The organism is Micromonospora craterilacus (assembly GCF_003236315.1).
Classification (GTDB): domain Bacteria; phylum Actinomycetota; class Actinomycetes; order Mycobacteriales; family Micromonosporaceae; genus Micromonospora; species Micromonospora craterilacus.
Genome location: NZ_POTY01000145.1, coordinates 1 through 17,992 on the forward strand (window position 1 = coordinate 1; position 17,992 = coordinate 17,992).

General features: G+C 70.2%; 15 protein-coding genes and 1 tRNA gene. 8 read left to right on the top strand and 8 right to left on the bottom strand.

Translation table 11 applies throughout. The features are described 5' to 3' along the window. Nucleotides 1–35 precede the first annotated feature (35 nt). Nucleotides 36–1,004 (bottom strand): aldo/keto reductase, encoded by a 969-nt coding sequence (locus C1I95_RS21385; RefSeq protein WP_111215911.1) that lies wholly within the window; start codon nucleotides 1,002–1,004, stop codon nucleotides 36–38. A 109-nt stretch (nucleotides 1,005–1,113) separates the two neighbouring features. Here C1I95_RS21385 and mgrA point away from each other — a divergent pair, with 109 nt between their 5' ends. Next, the gene (gene mgrA, locus C1I95_RS21390) at nucleotides 1,114–2,109 is read left to right on the top strand and encodes an L-glyceraldehyde 3-phosphate reductase (protein WP_111215912.1); all 996 of its coding nucleotides are present in this window, start codon (nucleotides 1,114–1,116) and stop codon (nucleotides 2,107–2,109) included. Between the two features lie 97 nt (nucleotides 2,110–2,206). Here the strand turns inward: mgrA and C1I95_RS21395 are convergent, their stop codons facing one another. From C1I95_RS21395 to C1I95_RS21405, 3 genes are all read right to left on the bottom strand, one after another. Next, on the bottom strand, nucleotides 2,207–3,199 hold the full coding sequence (locus C1I95_RS21395) for a lytic polysaccharide monooxygenase auxiliary activity family 9 protein (RefSeq protein ID WP_111215929.1): 993 nt from the start codon (nucleotides 3,197–3,199) through the stop codon (nucleotides 2,207–2,209). A 134-nt stretch (nucleotides 3,200–3,333) separates the two neighbouring features. Next, entirely contained in the window at nucleotides 3,334–3,912 is a 579-nt protein-coding gene (locus tag C1I95_RS21400) for an FHA domain-containing protein (RefSeq protein WP_199523846.1), read from the bottom strand. Next, nucleotides 3,909–5,747: a serine/threonine-protein kinase gene (locus tag C1I95_RS21405; protein ID WP_111215915.1), complete on the bottom strand. Its 1,839-nt coding sequence runs from the start codon at nucleotides 5,745–5,747 to the stop codon at nucleotides 3,909–3,911. Before C1I95_RS21405 ends, C1I95_RS21400 begins: the two co-directional genes overlap by 4 nt. 405 nt (nucleotides 5,748–6,152) lie before the next feature. Between C1I95_RS21405 and C1I95_RS21410 the strand changes: the two genes are divergently transcribed. From C1I95_RS21410 to C1I95_RS21425, 3 genes are read left to right on the top strand one after another with little or no spacing between them, the layout of a single operon-like run. Further along, on the top strand, nucleotides 6,153–7,196 hold the full coding sequence (locus tag C1I95_RS21410; RefSeq protein ID WP_158566436.1) for an alginate lyase family protein: 1,044 nt from the start codon (nucleotides 6,153–6,155) through the stop codon (nucleotides 7,194–7,196). Nucleotides 7,197–7,251: 55 nt separating this feature from the next. Next, nucleotides 7,252–9,057 carry a peptidoglycan-binding protein gene (locus C1I95_RS35880; RefSeq protein ID WP_199523847.1) on the top strand — a complete coding sequence of 602 codons (1,806 nt, stop codon included), beginning with the start codon at nucleotides 7,252–7,254 and terminating at the stop codon, nucleotides 9,055–9,057. Nucleotides 9,058–9,090: 33 nt separating this feature from the next. Then, nucleotides 9,091–11,691, top strand: coding sequence for a CHAP domain-containing protein (locus C1I95_RS21425; protein WP_111215918.1), 2,601 nt, complete (start codon nucleotides 9,091–9,093; stop codon nucleotides 11,689–11,691). Between the two features lie 273 nt (nucleotides 11,692–11,964). Here the strand turns inward: C1I95_RS21425 and C1I95_RS21435 are convergent, their stop codons facing one another. Then, a complete protein-coding gene (locus tag C1I95_RS21435) occupies nucleotides 11,965–12,459 on the bottom strand; it encodes an Lrp/AsnC family transcriptional regulator (protein ID WP_111215921.1) in 495 nt (164 codons plus the stop codon). Nucleotides 12,460–12,568: 109 nt separating this feature from the next. Here C1I95_RS21435 and C1I95_RS21440 point away from each other — a divergent pair, with 109 nt between their 5' ends. Next, on the top strand, nucleotides 12,569–13,483 hold the full coding sequence (locus tag C1I95_RS21440; protein WP_111215930.1) for an SMP-30/gluconolactonase/LRE family protein: 915 nt from the start codon (nucleotides 12,569–12,571) through the stop codon (nucleotides 13,481–13,483). A gap of 159 nt (nucleotides 13,484–13,642) precedes the next feature. Here the strand turns inward: C1I95_RS21440 and C1I95_RS21445 are convergent, their stop codons facing one another. Beyond that, nucleotides 13,643–14,896 (bottom strand): DUF418 domain-containing protein, encoded by a 1,254-nt coding sequence (locus C1I95_RS21445; RefSeq protein ID WP_233513787.1) that lies wholly within the window; start codon nucleotides 14,894–14,896, stop codon nucleotides 13,643–13,645. Between the two features lie 101 nt (nucleotides 14,897–14,997). Here C1I95_RS21445 and C1I95_RS21450 point away from each other — a divergent pair, with 101 nt between their 5' ends. Next, a complete protein-coding gene (locus C1I95_RS21450; protein WP_199523848.1) occupies nucleotides 14,998–15,750 on the top strand; it encodes a TetR/AcrR family transcriptional regulator in 753 nt (250 codons plus the stop codon). Between the two features lie 84 nt (nucleotides 15,751–15,834). Here the strand turns inward: C1I95_RS21450 and C1I95_RS21455 are convergent. Together C1I95_RS21455 and C1I95_RS21460 are read right to left on the bottom strand one after the other, a co-directional pair. Continuing rightward, nucleotides 15,835–15,907, bottom strand: a tRNA-Ala gene (locus C1I95_RS21455). A 100-nt stretch (nucleotides 15,908–16,007) separates the two neighbouring features. After that, entirely contained in the window at nucleotides 16,008–16,598 is a 591-nt protein-coding gene (locus tag C1I95_RS21460) for a YqgE/AlgH family protein (protein ID WP_111215925.1), read from the bottom strand. Nucleotides 16,599–16,772: 174 nt separating this feature from the next. On the opposite strand from C1I95_RS21460, the gene C1I95_RS21465 reads away from it, so the two are divergent. Further along, a complete protein-coding gene (locus tag C1I95_RS21465; protein ID WP_111215927.1) occupies nucleotides 16,773–17,576 on the top strand; it encodes an S-methyl-5'-thioadenosine phosphorylase in 804 nt (267 codons plus the stop codon). A gap of 64 nt (nucleotides 17,577–17,640) precedes the next feature. Continuing rightward, nucleotides 17,641–17,992: thiamine pyrophosphate-binding protein (locus C1I95_RS21470; RefSeq protein WP_267900707.1), on the top strand; the 352-nt coding region annotated here is incomplete at its 3' end.

The following is a 17,992-nucleotide window of genomic DNA, read 5'->3' on the forward strand; positions in this document are numbered from 1 at the left end:
CCTCCCCCGCCTCGGGGAGACACCTCGCCCGCCGGTCAGCGCCCGGCGCGGGCCTTGATCAGGCGGGGCACCGCGGCCAGCCCGGTGACCGGGCGGAACGCCCGCGCCGCGTTGACCAGCGCGGCGTACTCGTCCTCGGTCAGGTCGATCTCCGCGGCGGCGGCGTTGCGTTCCATCTGCTCCACGCTGGACGCGCCGGGGATGGCCACCACGTTCGGGTGCCGCAGCACGTACGCCAGGGCGATCTGGCTCGGCGTGGCGTCGTGCGCGGCGGCCACCTGACGAAGCGTCTCGATCAGCGCCGTGCCGCGCTCCAGGTTCTCCGGCAGGAAGTACGGGTTGGCCCGGCGCACCGCGCCGACCGGCGGATGGTGTGCGTCGTACCGCCCGGAGAGGAACCCCTGCGCCAGCGGGCTGTACGCGATGACCAGCCGCCCGGCCTGCTCCGCGTACGGCAGCAGATCCTCCTCCGGCTTGCGGTCGAGCATGCTGTAGCGGACCTGGTTGCTCAGCACCCGCCGGCCCAGCGCGGCCTCGGCGACCTGCCAGCGACGCAGGCTGTAGTTGCTCACCCCAACCTCACCGACCAGCCCGACATCCTGCAACGCGCGCATGCCCCGCATGGTCGTCTGGTCGGCGACCACCGGGTTGTGATGGTGCAGCTGGTAGAGGTCGATGCTGGTGACGCCGAGCCGGGCCGCCGAGGCCACCGCCCGCTGCTGCACCACCGAGGCGACCGGCAGCACCGGGAAGATCTTGGTGGCCACGGTCACCTTGTCGCGGTCGCCGGTTAGGGCCGCGCCGAGGATCCGCTCGCTGCGGCCGAAGCCGTACAGCTCGGCGGTGTCGAAGAGGGTGACGCCCAGCTCGACGGCGCGCCGGACGATGTCCGCCGCCAGCCGTTCGTAGTCGGGGCCGTAGCCCCACTCCCGCGAGCCGAACTGCCAGGTACCGAGACCGATCTTGGACAGGGGTTTCGGGGTGTCGAGCCGCACGTAGCGCATGGCTCCGACCGTACCCGGCGCAGAGCACGACAGCCGCCGATCCGACTCGGCACCCCGCGACGGTCGCACTCATGTCGGAGTGTCACGCCTTCGGCCCCGGACTAGGGTCTTGATCGTGACCTACCTCCCCGCCGACGCGCGCTACGACCAGATGACCTACCGGCGCAGTGGAGCCAGCGGGCTGCGCCTGCCGGCGATCTCGCTAGGCCTGTGGCACAACTTCGGGCCGGACCGCCCCTTCGAACGCCAGCGGGACATCGTCCGGCGCGCCTTCGACCTCGGCGTCACCCACTTCGACCTGGCCAACAACTACGGCCCGCCGCCCGGCGCCGCCGAGGAGAACTTCGGCCGGATGCTCGCCGGCGACCTCAAGCCGTACCGCGACGAGCTGGTCATCTCCAGCAAGGCCGGCTACCTGATGTGGCCCGGCCCGTACGGCGAGTGGGGCTCCCGCAAGTACCTCGTCTCCTCGCTCGACCAGTCGCTGCGCCGCCTCGGCCTGGATTACGTCGACATCTTCTACAGCCACCGGTACGACCCGGACACCCCGCTGGAGGAGACGATGGCCGCCCTGGACGCCATCGTCCGCTCCGGCAAGGCGCTCTACGTCGGCATCTCCAACTACAACTCCGAGCAGAGTCAGCGGGCGGCGGCGATCCTGCGCGACCTGGGTACGCCATTGCTGATCAACCAGCCGTCGTACTCGATGTTCAACCGCTGGACCGAGGAGGACGGCCTGCTGGACACGCTGGAGCGGGTCGGCGCGGGCTGCATCGCGTACAGCCCGCTGGCGCAGGGGCTGCTCACCGACCGCTACCTCGACGGCATCCCGGCCGACTCCCGGATCCGCACCAGCGTCTTCCTGAACGAGAGCGACGTGAGCCCGCAGCGGCTGGCCACCATCCGCGGTCTGGGCGAGATCGCCCACCGCCGCGGCCAGTCCCTCGCGCAGCTCGCGCTCGCCTGGGCGCTCCGCGACCCCCGGATGACCAGCCTCATCATCGGCGCCAGCAGCGTGCCGCAGCTGGAGGCGAACATCGCCGCGCTGGACAACCTCGACCTGACCACCGAAGAGCTGACCGAGATCGAGTCCCAACTGACCTGACAACGGCCCCGCTACGTTGAGGTCTTGGACAGTGTCGCGCTAACGGAAACTGTCCAAGACCTCGCATTTTGACCGACCCGGCGGGCGGTGGGTCCGGTCACCAGACGCGCGGGTTGGCGCGGTGGTTGCGTACCGTGCAGGGTCGTCCGGGCGGCGGTCCGCTGCGGGTTCCGCGTAGCCGCACCCCGATCAGCAGGACGAGCAGCGCGACCAGCGCACCGCCGGCGAGCAGCGGCCAGCGCTGGCCGCCCAGATAGGTCACCGCGGCCACCGGCACATTGCGCTCCACCCCGGCCACCGCGTCACCACCCCCAGCCGCATCACCGCCGGCAATCCCGTCGCCACGAGCCGGCGCGTCACCACGAGCTGTCCCGTCACCACGAGCTGGTGGGGTGGCTCCCTCGGCGACAGCCGGAGTGGCCTCCGCCACCACGCCGGCCGGCTCCTCACCGGTCCGGCCGCCCGCGCCCGCCGGCCGGATGTCCACATCGGAGCAGGAGTAGTAGGTGTCGGCCGTGTCGGAGTTCTGCCAGACCGTGTAGATCACGTGACGGCCGCTCCGGTCGCCGGGCAGCCGCCCGGACATCTGGTACGCCCCAGCCCGCACCGGCGGATCGATGACCCGCAGGAACGGCACCGTCTCCAGGTCCGCCCAGGTCAACTTCCTGGTCGGGGCGTAGCCGACACGGGTGAGGTAGAGCCGGAAGGTGCCCTTGTGCGGGATCGTGGTGCGATAGCGGACCGCGAGCTCCACCCCCGCCGCCAGCGGCGTCGCCGGCCAGTCGGTACGCGGCAGGTCCAGCCCCCGGTACGCCGACAGTCCACCGCTGCACAGCTCCCCGTCGGGAATCCGCTCCCGGTCCCGGCCGTTCACCCCGAACACCCGGATGTTGTCCCACTCGCGCAGCGCCGCGCCCGCCTTGACCGCCGCCCGGCAGGCCGGTGTGTCCACGTGCTCGCCGTCGGGCGCGCAGGCGGCGGCCCGGCTGACCGGGTACGTCGGCGCGCCGTGCGCGGCGGCAGGCACCGCACTGGTCATCGCCGCGACGAGCGCGACCAGCAGCACGACGACGACACGACGTACGGCCATGACTTTGACCTCCCACACACTGGTACGGGCGGCAGGGGCCAACAGTTCGACCCGGCCACAAGACCCCGACGGCCACCGGCCCGGAAGGCGCTCGTGGCCGTCACCGGGGTGGCGGTGCGTACCCGCGGACCGTTTCAACCCCGGCGGACGGCCTCCCCGGCCAGCCGGGACCGCCGCCGGTCGTCGTTGCCGGTCAGGCCGAACTTGTCGTACAGCCGGGAGAGGTGCTTCTTCACCGCGCTCTCGGTGATGTGCAGCTCGGCGGCGATCGCCCGCACCGTGGGCGGCTCGGGGAAGGGCGTCCCGCCCACCAGGTACGGCCGGCAGAGCACCGCCATCACCTCCTGCTCGCGGGGGGTCAGCGCCGGCGGCGGGGGCGGTGGCTCCACCCCGACGGTGTGCGTACCGCTCAGTCCGGCCGGCGCGTGGAACACCAGCCGGGCCGGCCCGATCCCGACCCGGTCGCCGTCCCGCAGCGCCTGCGCCGGGCGGACCGGGTGGCCGTTGACCGTGGTGCCGTTCGTGCTGCCCAGGTCCCGGATGGACCAGCCGGCGGGGAATCGCTCGACCACCGCGTGCAGCCGGGACACCAGCTTGCTGTCGATGGTCACCTCGTTGCCCGGCGCCCGCCCGATGGTGAGCGCGTCCGCGGTCAGCGGCACCAGGCGCACCGGCCCGGCCAGATGGACCTCGAAGTACCCGCCCACACTCACCCGCAGTACGGCTCGGTGGTCGCCGTCATCGACTCACCGGTGAGCCGGTGCGTCACGGTGGCCGTCGCCACCGTGCAGCCATCGCCGGCGGTGAGCGGCATCGTCCACAGCTCGTGCGGCTGCCCCTGCGCCCGCTGCCGCGCCCCGCTGCCCCCGGCAGCCGGGCGGACCACCAGGTCGACCAGCCAGGTACCGCCGCCGGGCATCGCGGTGTCCCGGTACTGCTTCCACACCCAGGCGTACGCCATCGCCGCCCGGCAGGTCGGCGACCAGTACTGCTTCACCGACAGCCCGCGCAGGCCGCCCGCGTGCCCGTAGGCGGACGGCCCGACCTGGAAGGCGTCGTCGTAGCAGCGGCCCGGCGGTGCGTCGTCCCGGCTGGCCGGGCGGAGCCGACCGGCGCCCACCACCCGCACGGTCAGCGGTCGCGCCCGGTCGGCCACGGTCATCGCCAGCAGCGGCGTCCGCGCTCCCGGCCCCTGCGGCGTGAAGACCACGCGCACCTCACACCGCTGCCCGGGGGCCAGCTCGCGCGCGGTGCAGCCCTCGCCGGTGATCTCCAGATCGCCGCCGTGCGGGCCGGCCGGCGCCACCCGGGTCAGCCGGACCTCCCGGCCTCCGGCGTTGCGGACGGTCACCGCGTGCTCGTCCGAGGCGGCGTGGACCTCGTGCTCCCCCACCGTCAACTCCACCGGCACCGCCAGTTCGCCGGCCGGGGGCGTGGCCGCCGACCCGGCGGCGACCAGCACCGAGACCCCGGCGACCAGCGCGCCGACGGCCCGGGCCAGCACGCGCCCGGGTACCCGCGTCGGCCGGGCGACGGTGGCGGTGAGGTCCGGGGCGAGGGCGGCCCGGCGCGCGGCCAGCGAGAAGCGGGGCCGGGTCGGCTCCCCCGCCGGCACCGCCCCGGTTTCCGCGCCGAGCACGAAGGGCGTCGCCGGTTCACCCGCCGCCCGCTGTGCCTGCCGCAACTCCTCGGCGAAGGCTGCGACGGTCGGCTGCCGCTGGGTCGCATCCTTCGCCATGGCGCGTTCCAGGGCCGCACACACCGCTTCGGGCACGCCGTCGGGGCGCAGGTCGGGTACCGGGTCGGCGGCGATCCGCCGCAGCAGGTCGGCCTCGGAGTGGCCGGTGAACGCCGGCGTGCCACGGATCCAGTGCAGCACCGTCGAGGCGAGGGCGTAGACGTCCGACGTCACCGAGGCCGGCTCACCGCGCAGCACCTCCGGTGCGGCGTGCGGCACGCTCGCGGTGACCCGGCGGCGGCCCGCGTCGGGTACCTCCGTGCGCGGTCGGGCCAGGCCGAAGTCGGCCAGCTTCGGCTCGCCGTACGGCGAGATGAGGATGTTGCCGGGCTTCACGTCGCGGTGCAGCACGCCGGCCCGGTGCGCGGTCTCCAGGGCACCGGCCACCGCGATCCCGCCGGCCACCGCCGCCACCCACCGCGGCTCCGCGACCTCGGCGCCGGACCCGTCCGTCGCGGCCAGCCGGTCCGCCAGCGACCCGCCTTCCTCGTACGCCATGAGCAGGTACGGGTTGCCGGCCACGGTCCGGCCGGCCTGGTGCAGCGTGACGATGTGCGGATGGTCCGACAGCCGGCCCAGCGTCTTCAGCTCCCGCTCGAAGCGGGCCCGGGACGGGCCGTGCCAGTCGGCCGCGAGCACCTTGACCGCGACCCAGCGGTGGAAATCCGGCTGCCAGGCCCGGTAGACCACCCCGAAGCCGCCCCGGCCGACCTCCACCGCGTCGGTGCACCCCACGACGCCGAGGTCCATTCCTGGACCGCCGGCGGCCTCCCCGGGGCGGTGGCGCGCCGCCTTCTCAATGTGGCCCATCGCCGACCATTATGACCAAGAGGTACGCCGCCACCCCGACGCGCTCTCACCGCGACGGCCGATGGCCCGGCGGGCCCCCCTTCCGCCCGCCGGACCGGGCACCTCAGCTCTCGCTGACTACTGCGGATCAGACCCCATTCAGCGAACCTCCGTTGCGCGGACGCCGGTAGGTGGCGAATAGGGGAGCTTTCCCTCCCAACTCTGGATCACGACCCGACGCGGGATCTAACGTTTGGGCCGCCCCGCAAGAAGTTCCATTGCGTATTGACGGTTCTGCATTGTGCCCAGAAACCGTCGACGCGACGGTCTTCCCTGCCCGAAGGAATGGTCATGTCATCTGATCCGGTCACGACAAAATCCAGCCGAAGGTCGTTTCTCCGCAATGCCGCGATCGTGGGCGCCGGGGTGAGCGCCGTCAGCCTGCTGGGGTCGTTGGCAGCGCCGCAGGCGCGTGCCGCAGCCGCCGCGTACGCGCACCCGGGCCTGCTGCACACCAGTGCCGGCATCGCGGCGCTGCGAACCAGAACCAGCGCGACGACGGGACCCTGGGCGTCCGGCTGGAACGCGGTCAAGGCAAACGCGCGCTCCCAGGCCGGCCGGTCGGCCCGCCCGGTGGCCGCCCTGAACACCGGTGGCACCGGCGCGAACTACAGCCAACTGCTCGACGACGCGCACACCGCCTACCAGAACGCGTTGCTGTGGCAGTTGACCGGAAACACCGCGCACGCGAACACCGCCCGCGACATCCTCAACGCCTGGTCGCAGACGCTGACGTCGATCTCCGGCCAGCCGGAGATCGGGCAGACGGCCGGCATCTACGGATTCGTGCTGGCGAACGCCGCCGAGATCGTCCGGGACCACGCCGGCTTCGACGTGCAGCGCTTCGGCACGATGCTGACCAGCGTCCTCTACCCGGCGAGCGACGCGTACCTGGCCGCTCCGCTCGACTCCTGCACGCCCCGGTACGCCACGAACTGGGAACTGTCGCACATCGCCTCGGTGCTGGCGATCGGGCTCTTCTGCGACGACACCGCCAAGGTCGATCGGGCGACCACGCTCATCACCGCCACCCCCCGGATCATGAACCTTGTCCCGTACGTGTGGGACGGCGGCCACTCCGACCGGTACTCGGTCACCGGGCTCGGTCTGCTCGCGGTCATCTGCGAGATGGCCTGGAGCCAGGGCCGGGACCTCTACGCGAGTCACGGCAACCGCCTGCTCGCGGCCAGCGAGGAGGTCGCGCGGTTCGAGCTCGAACCGTCGGAGACGCCGACCCTCGGCACCTGGGGCACCTCGGCGACCAGCCCGGCTTGGGCGATCATCCACGACCACTACGTGACGCGTCGGGGCCTGTCCGCGCCCCACACGACCACGCTCGCCGACCGGGCGCGGGCCGAAGGTGGCGGCTTCGACCAACTGGGACTCGGCGCGTTCGCCTACACCCTGTAGCCGCTGGTCACCCAATTCACGAATCCGCCGTCATTCGACAGAAAGAAACGCTGCGATGAAATTCGTCACCAGAGCCGAGTGGGGTGCCCGTCCGCGCGGGGAGAACGACGACCCGCCGATCACGTCCAACCGGGGCGTCAAGATTCACTGGGTCGGGTCGCTCTATCCGATCGAGTGGTTCCACTCGCAGTGCGCCGGGGGCGTACGGGGAATTCAGCGCGACCACCAGCAGGGCAACGGGTGGTCGGACATCGGCTACAGCCTGGCGGTCTGCCGGCACGGGTATGTCTTCGAGGGCCGGGGCAGGAATCGCCAGTGCGCCGCGAACGGCAATTCCACCCTGAACCGCAACCACTACGCGATCCTCGCGATGACCGGCACCGGGCGCTCCTTCTGGGGCACGTCCGGAGGGGGCATCTGGGACACCGCCCCCACCGCCGAGATGAAGCAGGGCATCCGCGACGCCATCGCCTACCTGCGGCACTACGGCGGCGCGGGCACGGAGATCCTCGGCCACCGGGACGGCTACAACACGGAGTGCCCCGGCGGGGACATCTGGGCGATGACCCGCGACGGCACCTTCGAGCCCGGCAGCAGCGGGCCGGTCGAGTACGTCACCGTGCCCGGTGACACGCTGGGCTCGGTCGCCCGCAAGTTCAACGTCCCGTGGGGAGCGCTGGCCGCGGAGAACGGCCTGCCGATGGTCGTGCTCGAGGGCTACGCGTTCCCGGTCGGCACCCGCCTGACGATCCCGAACCGGGGCTCGAGCCTGGATCCCCAGACCGGGGGCAGCACGCCGATCGGCGGCAACGTGCCGTTCCCCGGCACCGAGTGGTTCAAGGGCCGGCCGAACAGCCGGATCGTCATGGCCATGGGCGTCCGGCTGGTCCAGGAGGGCTGCAACCCGTACCGGGTCGGTCCCGGCAACCAGTGGTCCGACGTCGACCGGGACGCGTACGCGATGTGGCAGCGCAAGCTGGGCTTCACCGGCCCGGACGCCGACGGCTGGCCGGGACAGACCTCCTGGGACCGGCTGCGGGTGCCCGCCGAGGACGGTATCTCGGCCGGCCCGACCAGCTACGAGCCGTACCCGGGGGCGGACTGGTTCAAGGCCAACCCGAACAGCCCGATCGTGACGGCGATGGGCGTCCGGCTGGTCGCCGAAGGCTGCGGCACGTACCTGTCCGGTCCGGGCCCGCGGTGGACCGAGGCAGACCGTACGTCGTACGCGAACTGGCAGCGCAAGCTGGGTTACACCGGCGCGGACGCCGACGGCTGGCCCGGCCCGACCACCTGGAACCAGTTGCGGGTCCCGCGGCAGGGCTCCGGCCCCTACGAGGAGGGTGGCGCGCCCGGCAGCACCTACGAGCCGTTCCCCGGCACCGACTGGTTCAAGACCCAGCCCAACAGCGCAATCGTCACCGAGATGGGTCGGCGCCTCATCGCCGAAGGCTGCGGCAAGTACACCGTGGGCGCCGGCCCCCAGTGGTCCGACGTCGACCGTCAGTCGTACGCCGCCTGGCAACAGAAGCTCGGCTACAGCGGTGCCGCTGCGGACGGCTGGCCCGGCAAGTCCTCCTGGGATCAGCTTCGGGTGCCCCGTTACCGCAACCAGTACGAGCCCTACCCGGGTGCGGCCTTCTTCCAGTCCAACCCGAACAGCGTCATCGTGACCAACATGGGCCGTCGCCTCGTGGCCGAAGGCTGTGGCCTCTACCGCGTCGGCCCCGGGCCGCAGTGGTCCGACATCGACCGCCAGTCGTACGCCAAGTGGCAGCAGAAGCTCGGCTACAGCGGTGCCGACGCCGACGGCTGGCCGGGCCCGACCACCTGGGACAGCCTCCGCGTCCCGAGGAGCTGACGCGGACCCGCCACCCGAGCACCAGGAGACTCTGTGTCGAAGCTCAGACGAAGACTGTCCGCGTTACTCGTCCTGACGTTCGCCTCGTTCAGCCTCGTTCTGGTCAACGCGTCACCCGCGCAGGCCAGGACGTACGGCCCGTACCCGGCCAAGTTCGCCATCGACGGCCGGGGCAGCATGGACCCGAACGACCGGGTCAAGACCGACGCCTACCTCACCGGATCGCCGGTCCACGTCCGTTGCCAGGACACCGGTCTGTCGGCGGGTGGCTCCACCCTGTGGATCTACACCAGCACCGGCTACTGGATTCCGGACGCGTACGTCACCACCGGCACTGACGGTTACCTGCCCGGGGTACCCCGATGCATCGCCATCGGGATCAACGGCGTGCCGAGGACCGGTGGCAGCAACGCCGGCCCGTACCCGGCGAAGTTCGACATCGACGGTCGAGGCAGCGCCAACCCCGACGACCGGATCCGGGTAGACGCCTACCTGGAAGGCAGCCAGGTGTACGTACGCTGCCAGGACTACGGCATCGCCGCCGGTGGCTCGACGCTGTGGATCTACACCACCGACGGCTACTGGATCCCGGACGCGTACGTCACCACGGGCACCGACGGCCGGTTGCCGGGCGTACCGAGCTGCCTCTCGATCGGGATCAACGGCGGCCATGGCGGCCACTCTGGCGGCGGTCAGCAGTTCCTGGCCCGCACCACGCTCAACGGCTACCACGCCAAGAGCCTGTCGGCGAGCAACGTCTGGGACAAGTACCCCGAGGGCACCTACATCACGGTGATGTGCCAGGCGTACGGAGAGGTGAACTACGGCGGCTCGAACCTCTGGAACTACACCAGCGACGGGCTGTGGGTCGCCGACTACTACGTACGGACCGGCACCAACGGCATGGTCATGAACCGGTGCGACAACGACGGTGGCTCCGGCGGTGGCAACCGCTACCTGGTCAAGGAGACCCTCAACGGCTACTACGCGAAGAGCCTGACCGCCGCCCGCGTCGAGGACAAGTACCTCAAGGGCTCCTACATCACCATCGAATGCCAGGCCTACGGTGAGATCAACTACGGCGGGCACGCGGTGTGGAGCTACACCAGCGACAAGCTCTGGGTGGCCGACTACTACGTCTACACCGGATCGTGGGACATCACGATGCGCCGGTGCGACAACGACCCGAAGCCGGGCGGCGGGTCCAACCCCAGCGCGCCGGGCAGCCCGCCCACCGGCAGCGTGCACAGCTCCAAGATCCGCGGTGCGATCGTGCAGGCCGCGAACAGCCAGCTCGGCCTGCACGAGTGGGGCGACAACTGCAATCCGTACGGTCGCACCGACAACGTGGTCTGCGGTCTGCCCTGGTGCTCGATGTTCGCCAGCTGGACCTGGCGACAGGCCGGCATCAACGTGTACTTCCCGTACACCGGAGACTTCGAGACCTGGGGGCGCAACCACGGCCTGCTCCGGTCGAAGGGCAACATCCGCCCGGGCGACCTGGTCATCTACGGCACCAGTTACTACGCGAGCCATCACATCGGCGTGGTGGTGGACGTCGACTCCACCGGGAAGATCACCACGATCGAGGGCAACTACGGCAACCAGGTGAAGAAGGTCGGGCCGTTCGACCCGTACAACCCTTCGCCGGTCCATTCGTACAGCAACATCTACGCGGTGGTGGCCCCGGTCAACGACGGATCGCAGGTCTGGGAGAGCGGTACGGGCACCAGTCAGGCCAACTGCACGACCCTCCGGACCAAGGGCGGGGTCAGCTACTGGCTCTGCCTGGAATTCACCCACACCTGGCAGAGCAGCGACCGCCGGTGGACCCACACGAAAGCCCGCGCGGTGGCCACCGCCGTGTCCGGCGGGTCCGACGTGGTGCAGGCGTCGCTGAGTCTGAGTAACGACGGAGGCAGTGGAGACACCGCGTTCTGTGCCGGTGCACTGCTCAGATCCGGCGCGGCGCGAAGATGCGAGACAGCACAGGTGAATCTCTCCAGCCGGGGAGCGCTGACCGTGACCGGCAACTTCTGGATCAACGGCCAGGAACAGACCACCCTCCGGGTGGTTGATCTGAAGCTCATCGGCTTCGAGCAGGAGAACGCGGCGACCTACTGCGGGCCGGCCGCCATGAAAAGTGCGATCGCCACCATGCGGACCGCCTCGGTGCCGTCGCAGAGCACCCTGGCGTCGCAGTCCGGCACCGGCTCACTCGGCACCATGCCGTGGAAGCTCGCCGAGACGCTGAGCATTCACACCCCGATCGCCGGCACCGGCTACACCACATACACCTGGGCCACCTACGCCGACCGGGGGCTCGGGCTCGAACTGGGCCTGGACCACATCCGGCGTCAACTGGACAAGGGTCAACCGAGCATCGTCGTGGTGCAGCCGGCCTACCTGCCCTGGAGCACGACCGGCAACGCGCAGGTCCGGCACTACCTGATGATCCACGGCTACACCTCCGCCCAGCAGTCCGGTGGCGCGGTGCCCTGGCCGATGGGCTCGCTGCAGGTCTGGGACCCCGGCACCGGCTCCAACCACCGGATCAGCGTCGACGAGCTGGTCCACGCGGCCCGGACCGCAGCCGGCCTCGGCGAGATCGACGTCGTCACGCCGAAGGGCTGACCCGGCGGCACCGCCACCCGGATCGGATCTCCCGAGCCGGGTGGCGGTGCTCGGATCTGGCCGGCAGCGGCCTGACGGATTGGGCGACCTGGCCCGGCACGTGTTCCACGGTCGCAAGGGCGAGCTACGCCACGCCTACCGAGAAGGCATGGAAGACCAGCTGTCGGCGAGCTGCGGTGTCGGCGTGCTCATAACGTTGCCGCCGGCCGAGGCGATCGCCGCGCTCGCGGAAGCGGGATACGCCACAGGTAGGACCGTCCTATCGGCCTGGCCCTAGTGTGGTGGCGCGTCGGCATTCGGCGGGTGCGGTTCGCTGTGCTGGTCGAGCACGCTTACCGGACGTTCGAAGAAGGTCTCTAGCACGACGATGGCCTGGGTGCCGGTTACCCCGTCGATGCCGAAGATGCGGCGCAGCGCCGCTTGCAGGTCTTCGGTGGTCGCGGTACGGATCTTCACCAGCAGTGACGCCGCGCCGGCGATGATGTGCGTTTCCTGGATCTCGGGTATAGCCGCAAACGCGTCGTGGGTAAGGGCGTCGCCCATCCACGAGCTGGCGTTGACCATCACGAAGGCCGACACGCCGCGGTCTACGGCGGCCGGATCGACGTCGACGGTGGTCCGGCGGATCACGCCGCGTTCGCGCAGCTTGCGCACCCGGTCATGGGCGGAGCCGGCGGACAGGCCCACCGCCTTGCCCAGCGCCGCGTAGGACTGGGTGGCGTCGTGCTGCAGGTGCGCCAACAACGCCCGGTCGATGTCATCTACCACGCAGACGCCCCACTCGAATGTGACCTAAGCAATTGACGTGTTGACCATACCAGGTTCGGCAAGCATATGCTCTTACCGAATAGCGATCCGACGTATGGAAGGCGCGGCGATGACTGACACCGTTCCCGCTGAGTTCCGCCTGCTGGACGAGCGGTTCCGTAACTGCAACGGCGACTTCGTCGTCGAACGGCTGCACACCGGCGCACGCAAGACCGAGGGGCCGGCGTATTTCCCGGCTGGCCGCTACCTGGTTTGGAGTGACATCCCCAACGACCGGCTGCTGCGCTGGGATGAGACCACCGGCGCGGTCGGCGTCTACCGCCATGGCTCGGGCTACGCCAATGGCAACACCGTGGACCGCCAAGGCCGGCTTGTCACGTGCGAGCAGGGCAACCGGCGGGTCACCCGCACCGAGCATGACGGCACAATCAGCGTGCTCGCCGACCGCTGCGACGGCAAGCGGCTCAACAGCCCCAACGACGTGGTCGTCCGCGCCGACGGCACGATCTGGTTCACCGACCCGAGTTATGGCATCGACGGCGACTACGAGGGCAACAAGGGCGACAACGAGTTCGGCGGCGCCTGTTACGTGTTCCGCCTGGACCCCACCACGGGCGATCTGCGCATCGTGGCGGACGACTTCTGCCGCCCCAACGGCCTGGCGTTTTCCGCCGACGAGAAGCAGCTCTACATCGTCGACACTCGGCAGGAACCCAGTCACATCCGCGTCTTCGACGTCACGGCCGACGGCACCGTCGACGGTGGGAAGATCTTCGCTGAGTGCGACTTCGGCCGCTTCGACGGCATCCGTCTCGACGACGCCGGGCGGGTATGGGCCGCGGCCTGGGACGGCGTGCACTGCTTCGACCCCGACGGCACCCTCATCGGCAAGCTGCTGCTACCCGAATCGGTAGCCAACCTCACGTTCGGTGGCCCGAAACGCAACCATCTGTTTATCACCGCCGGTACCTCGGTGTACGCGCTGCGAGTCACCTTCAACGGCGCCCACTACCCCCAGGGTTAATGGTCCGTCGGGGTCCGAATGCGGGTGCACTGGCGTGCCATCCCATGGACTGTCACCAACAGTCACGGAACGCTTGCCAGGAAAGGCTCAGTGGATCTGCTCCAGTCCGAGGTGATCCGCGCCGAATTGCTCCCTGTCTCGTTCGTTCTGCCAGTACATCTAGCGCAGTTCGGCTTCGTGAGTGGCTGCGTTGTTGGGATCGGCGAGTGCCGGGCTGGTGACCTTCGTTGCGCGGCGGTGCCGGGGCGGCGCGACGAGCGCCGGGCGTCGGGCGTTGGTGAGCCAGCGCAGTGCCCATTCCACCGGGCCGTAGCGGAACTGGCGTAGCCACAGTGCGCTGGCGGCCAACTGTCCTGCGTACACGACCAGGACGAAACCGATGAGGGCGAGCGGGGAGAACGTGCCCGCGAGTCCGAGTCCGATGCCTGTGAATACCATCAATCCGACCACGGACTGGGTTAGATAGTTGGTGAGCGCGGTGCGGCCGGCCGGGGCGAGGGCGGCCCGTACCGCGGCGGTGCGCGGACTGTGCATGATCCGCAGCAGCGTCGCTACGTAGGCGGCGCTCAGCAGCGGCGCCGTCGCGACGCTGGCAGCCACGGCGAGGGTGTTGCCATTGCCGCCGCCGGCCGTGTAGACGAGCGATCCGAGCAACCCCACCGGGAACCCGATCTGCTGGATCCGGCGCAGGACCGGCCCGCTGCCGGACACCCGCCCCAACCACCCCCGGCGACCGGCAACCATGCCGAGCAGGAACAGGGCCAGTGCGGTCGGACCCTGCAGGCTCACCGCCTGGAGGACGAGGAATGGCAGGCCGGCGACGTTGTGTTCGATATTGGATTCCCACCCGCCGAGCATTGCCTGGGTGGCCCGCTCGCCGTTGGCGAGTGCTTCGGCCTCCGACGGCAGGAACGCCGAACTGTCGACGACCAGGAAGCTGGAGATCATGCTGAGCAGCACGACGGCGTAGAGGGAGACGGCAATCCAGATCGCGGTGCGGTCTCTGACGTTGCGTAGCAGGAACAGGACGAGGCACACCACGGCGTAGGTGGTCAGGATGTCGCCGCCGTAGAGGAAGACGGTGTGCAGGGCGCCGATGGCGAACAGCCCGCCGATCCGGCGGAGCATTCTCGACGAGAAGGCGACGCCGGCCCTGCTCGCCGATTCCATCTGCAAGGTGAAGCTGTACCCGAAGAGGAACGAGAAGAGCACGTAGAACTTCATGTCGACGAACACGGATGACAGCGCACGGACGGCGTTGTCCAGGCCCGAGTCGAAATCCGGGTCGATCGTCAGGTTCCCCGGATAACCGGAGGCCATGAACGTGACGTTGACGGCGAAGATGCCCAGGAGCGCAAAGCCCCGGACCGCATCGACATCGAGAACGCGTGGGACGGCATTGTGTGTGCTCAACCGAGTTCCCCGTATCTGCGTATGAGGTACAGCGTACGGAATACACAGTACCGGGTTCTATAGTAAGAGCAAGGCCGGCTGGGAGGACAGGAGAGGTCAACGTGACGAAGCGGGCGCTTCCTCCCGTGGTGGCGCGGATGTGGGGCCGCGAGACCGAGTCCAGACACGGGCCCCGGCCGAGTCTCGACCTGGCCAGGATCGTCGACGCCGCGATCGGAATCGCCGACAGCGAAGGGCTGGCGGGCGTCCGGATGAGCAGCGTCGCCGCCCGGGTCGGCATGGCGACGATGTCGCTGTACCGCTACGTCGGCAGCAAGGACGAACTACTGACCGTCATGGCCGACGCCGCCACCCCCGAGCCCCCTGCCCTCGATGGGCGGCCGTGGCGCGACTACCTCGCCGACTGGACCCAGGCCAATCGCAACTTTCTCGTCGACCGGCCCTGGCTGCTGTCGCTCGCCCACCGCACCCCGCCCACCGGACCCCGGACGCTGCGCTGGCTCGACCGCGCGCTGGCCGCGCTCGCCGGCACCGAACTCGACCTCGGCCAGCGGATCAACATCGCAAGCACTCTCACGGGCTACGCCGCCACCCAGGCGAGCCTCACCCACAGCATGATCACCGTTGCCGCTGCCACGACCTCGGCCGCCGGCGACGGCTCAATCACCGGGCTGGCCGACTACGGCGACATCCTCGGCCAGGTCCTCGACCCAGAGGACTACCCGGAACTCACCGCCGCCGTCCGCTCCCACGCCTTTGGCACCGCCGAGAAGTGGATCGACGACGCCGACTTCACCTTCGGGCTCGACCTGCTCCTCGACGGGATCCAAGCCCTGATCGCTCGCCGCGGATAGGCCGTGTTACTCACCCGTGACCAAAGATCACAAAAAACCGACACCAGTCGATGACTGATGCCGGTTTACCTGCGTAAACACAAGTGGAGCCGAGGGGACTCGAACCCCTGACCCCCACACTGCCAGTGTGGTGCGCTACCAGCTGCGCCACGGCCCCTTGCTGTCGCACCCGGTCGCCCGGGCACTGAAAGAACTATACACACGCCCGTCGGCATGGTCATCTCGCGGGGGTCCCCGCGCTCCCGGCGAGAAACGGGTCAGTTCAGCGCCACGTCGGGCGGGAAGTGCGCCACCGCGGCCATCATGCCGCCCTGCCGGCGCAACACCATCGGCCACAGGTCGTCGGGGCGGTCGACGAAGGCGTCACCGGGCAGCGCGTCCAGCACGAACCAGGAGCCCTCCTCGATCTCTTGCTCCAACTGCCCCGTGCCCCAGCCGGCGTAACCGGCGAAGACCCGGATGCTCTGGACGTTCTCCCGCAGCCGCTGCGGGTCGACCGACAGGTCGAGCGTGCCGACCGCGCCGGAGACCTGGTGGAAGCCCTTGAGACGGCGGACCGGCTGGCGCATCCGGGCCAGGCAGATCGCCGAGTCGGGCTGCACCGGGCCGCCCTCGAACAGCACCGCGGGGTGGCGGGCCAGGTCGCCCCAGTCGCGCAGCACGTCCGCCACCGGCACCTCGGTGGCCCGGTTGAGCACCACTCCGAGCGCGCCGCCAGGTTCGTGGGCAACCAGCAGCACGACCGTACGGTCGAAGTTCGGGTCCTTCAGCGCCGGCGTCGCCACCAGCAGCTTCCCGGTCATCGACTCCGTTGCCCGTCCGCCGATCGCCTGCCCCTCTCCCTGCATAACGCGCACCCCGTCAGCCGTGCACCGGAAGGGGGAACCGGTCACACCTCGGGACGGCACGCCCCACGAGCGCCGTCCGTGCTGTCATTGCCATGCCTGGCACCATAGCTTGCGTCCACGGCCGTGGCTAAGGTCTGACGGTCGGGTGATCGACAGCGGCGACAGGAGGGTCGGATGACTCCCACGGCGGAACTCGCGGTGATCGGCGGATCTGGGTTGTACGCCCTGCTCGACGGCGCCACGGAACACGAGGTCAGCACGCCGTACGGGCCGCCGTCGGAGCGGGTCACCATCGCCGAGATCGGCGGCCGGCGGGTCGCCTTCCTGCCCCGCCACGGCCGCGACCACCGCCACCCACCGCACCTCATCCCGTACCGGGCCAACCTGTGGGCGCTGCGCTCGCTCGGGGTACGCCAGATCCTCGCCCCCTGTGCGGTCGGCGGGCTGCGCCCGGAACTGGGCCCGGGCACGTTCGTGGTCCCCGACCAGTTGATCGATCGCACCAGCGGCCGGACGCAGACCTACTACGACCGGGGCGCGGTGCACGTCTCCTTCGCCGACCCGTACTGCCCGGTCGGCCGCCGTACGCTGCTGACGGCCGCGACGGGGCGGGACATCCCGGCAGTGGACGGCGGCACGGTGGTGGTCGTCGAGGGGCCCCGCTTCTCCACCCGCGCCGAGTCCCGCTGGTTCGCCGCGGTGGGCGGCAGCGTGGTCAACATGACCGGCCACCCGGAGGCGGTGCTCGCCCGCGAACTGGCCCTCTGCTACTCCTCGATCGCCCTGGTCACCGACCTGGACGCCGGGGTGGAGTCGGGTGAGTCGGTGACCCAGGAGGAGGTGTTCCGGGTCTTCGGGGAGAACACCGACCGGCTACGGGGCCTGCTGCTGGACGCGGTCACCGCGCTGCCCGCCGAACGGGACTGCCCCTGCGGGCGGGCGCTGGACGGGATCAAGCTGCCCTTCCCGCTGCCCTGACCTGGGCCGGGAGCGCAGCCGAAAAGCCCTGTACAGCCGAGTCGCCCGGCTAGATTCAGGGGCGATGGCAACGGTCCGCGACACCACTTACGACCTGCTCCGCGCCCTCGGCATGACGACCGTCTTCGGCAACCCCGGTTCCACCGAGGAGCCGTTCCTGCATGCCTTCCCCGACGACTTCCAGTACGTGCTCGCGTTGCAGGAGGCATCGGCGGTCGGCATCGCCGACGGGTACGCGCAGGCCACCGGGCGCCCCGCGCACGTCAACCTGCACACCGCGCCGGGCACCGGCAACGCCATGGGCAACATCGTCACCGCCTGGCACAACCGGACCCCGCTCATCGTCACCGCCGGCCAGCAGACCCGGCAGATGCTGCTGCTCGAACCCCGGCTCGCCGCCCGCCACCCCACCGAGC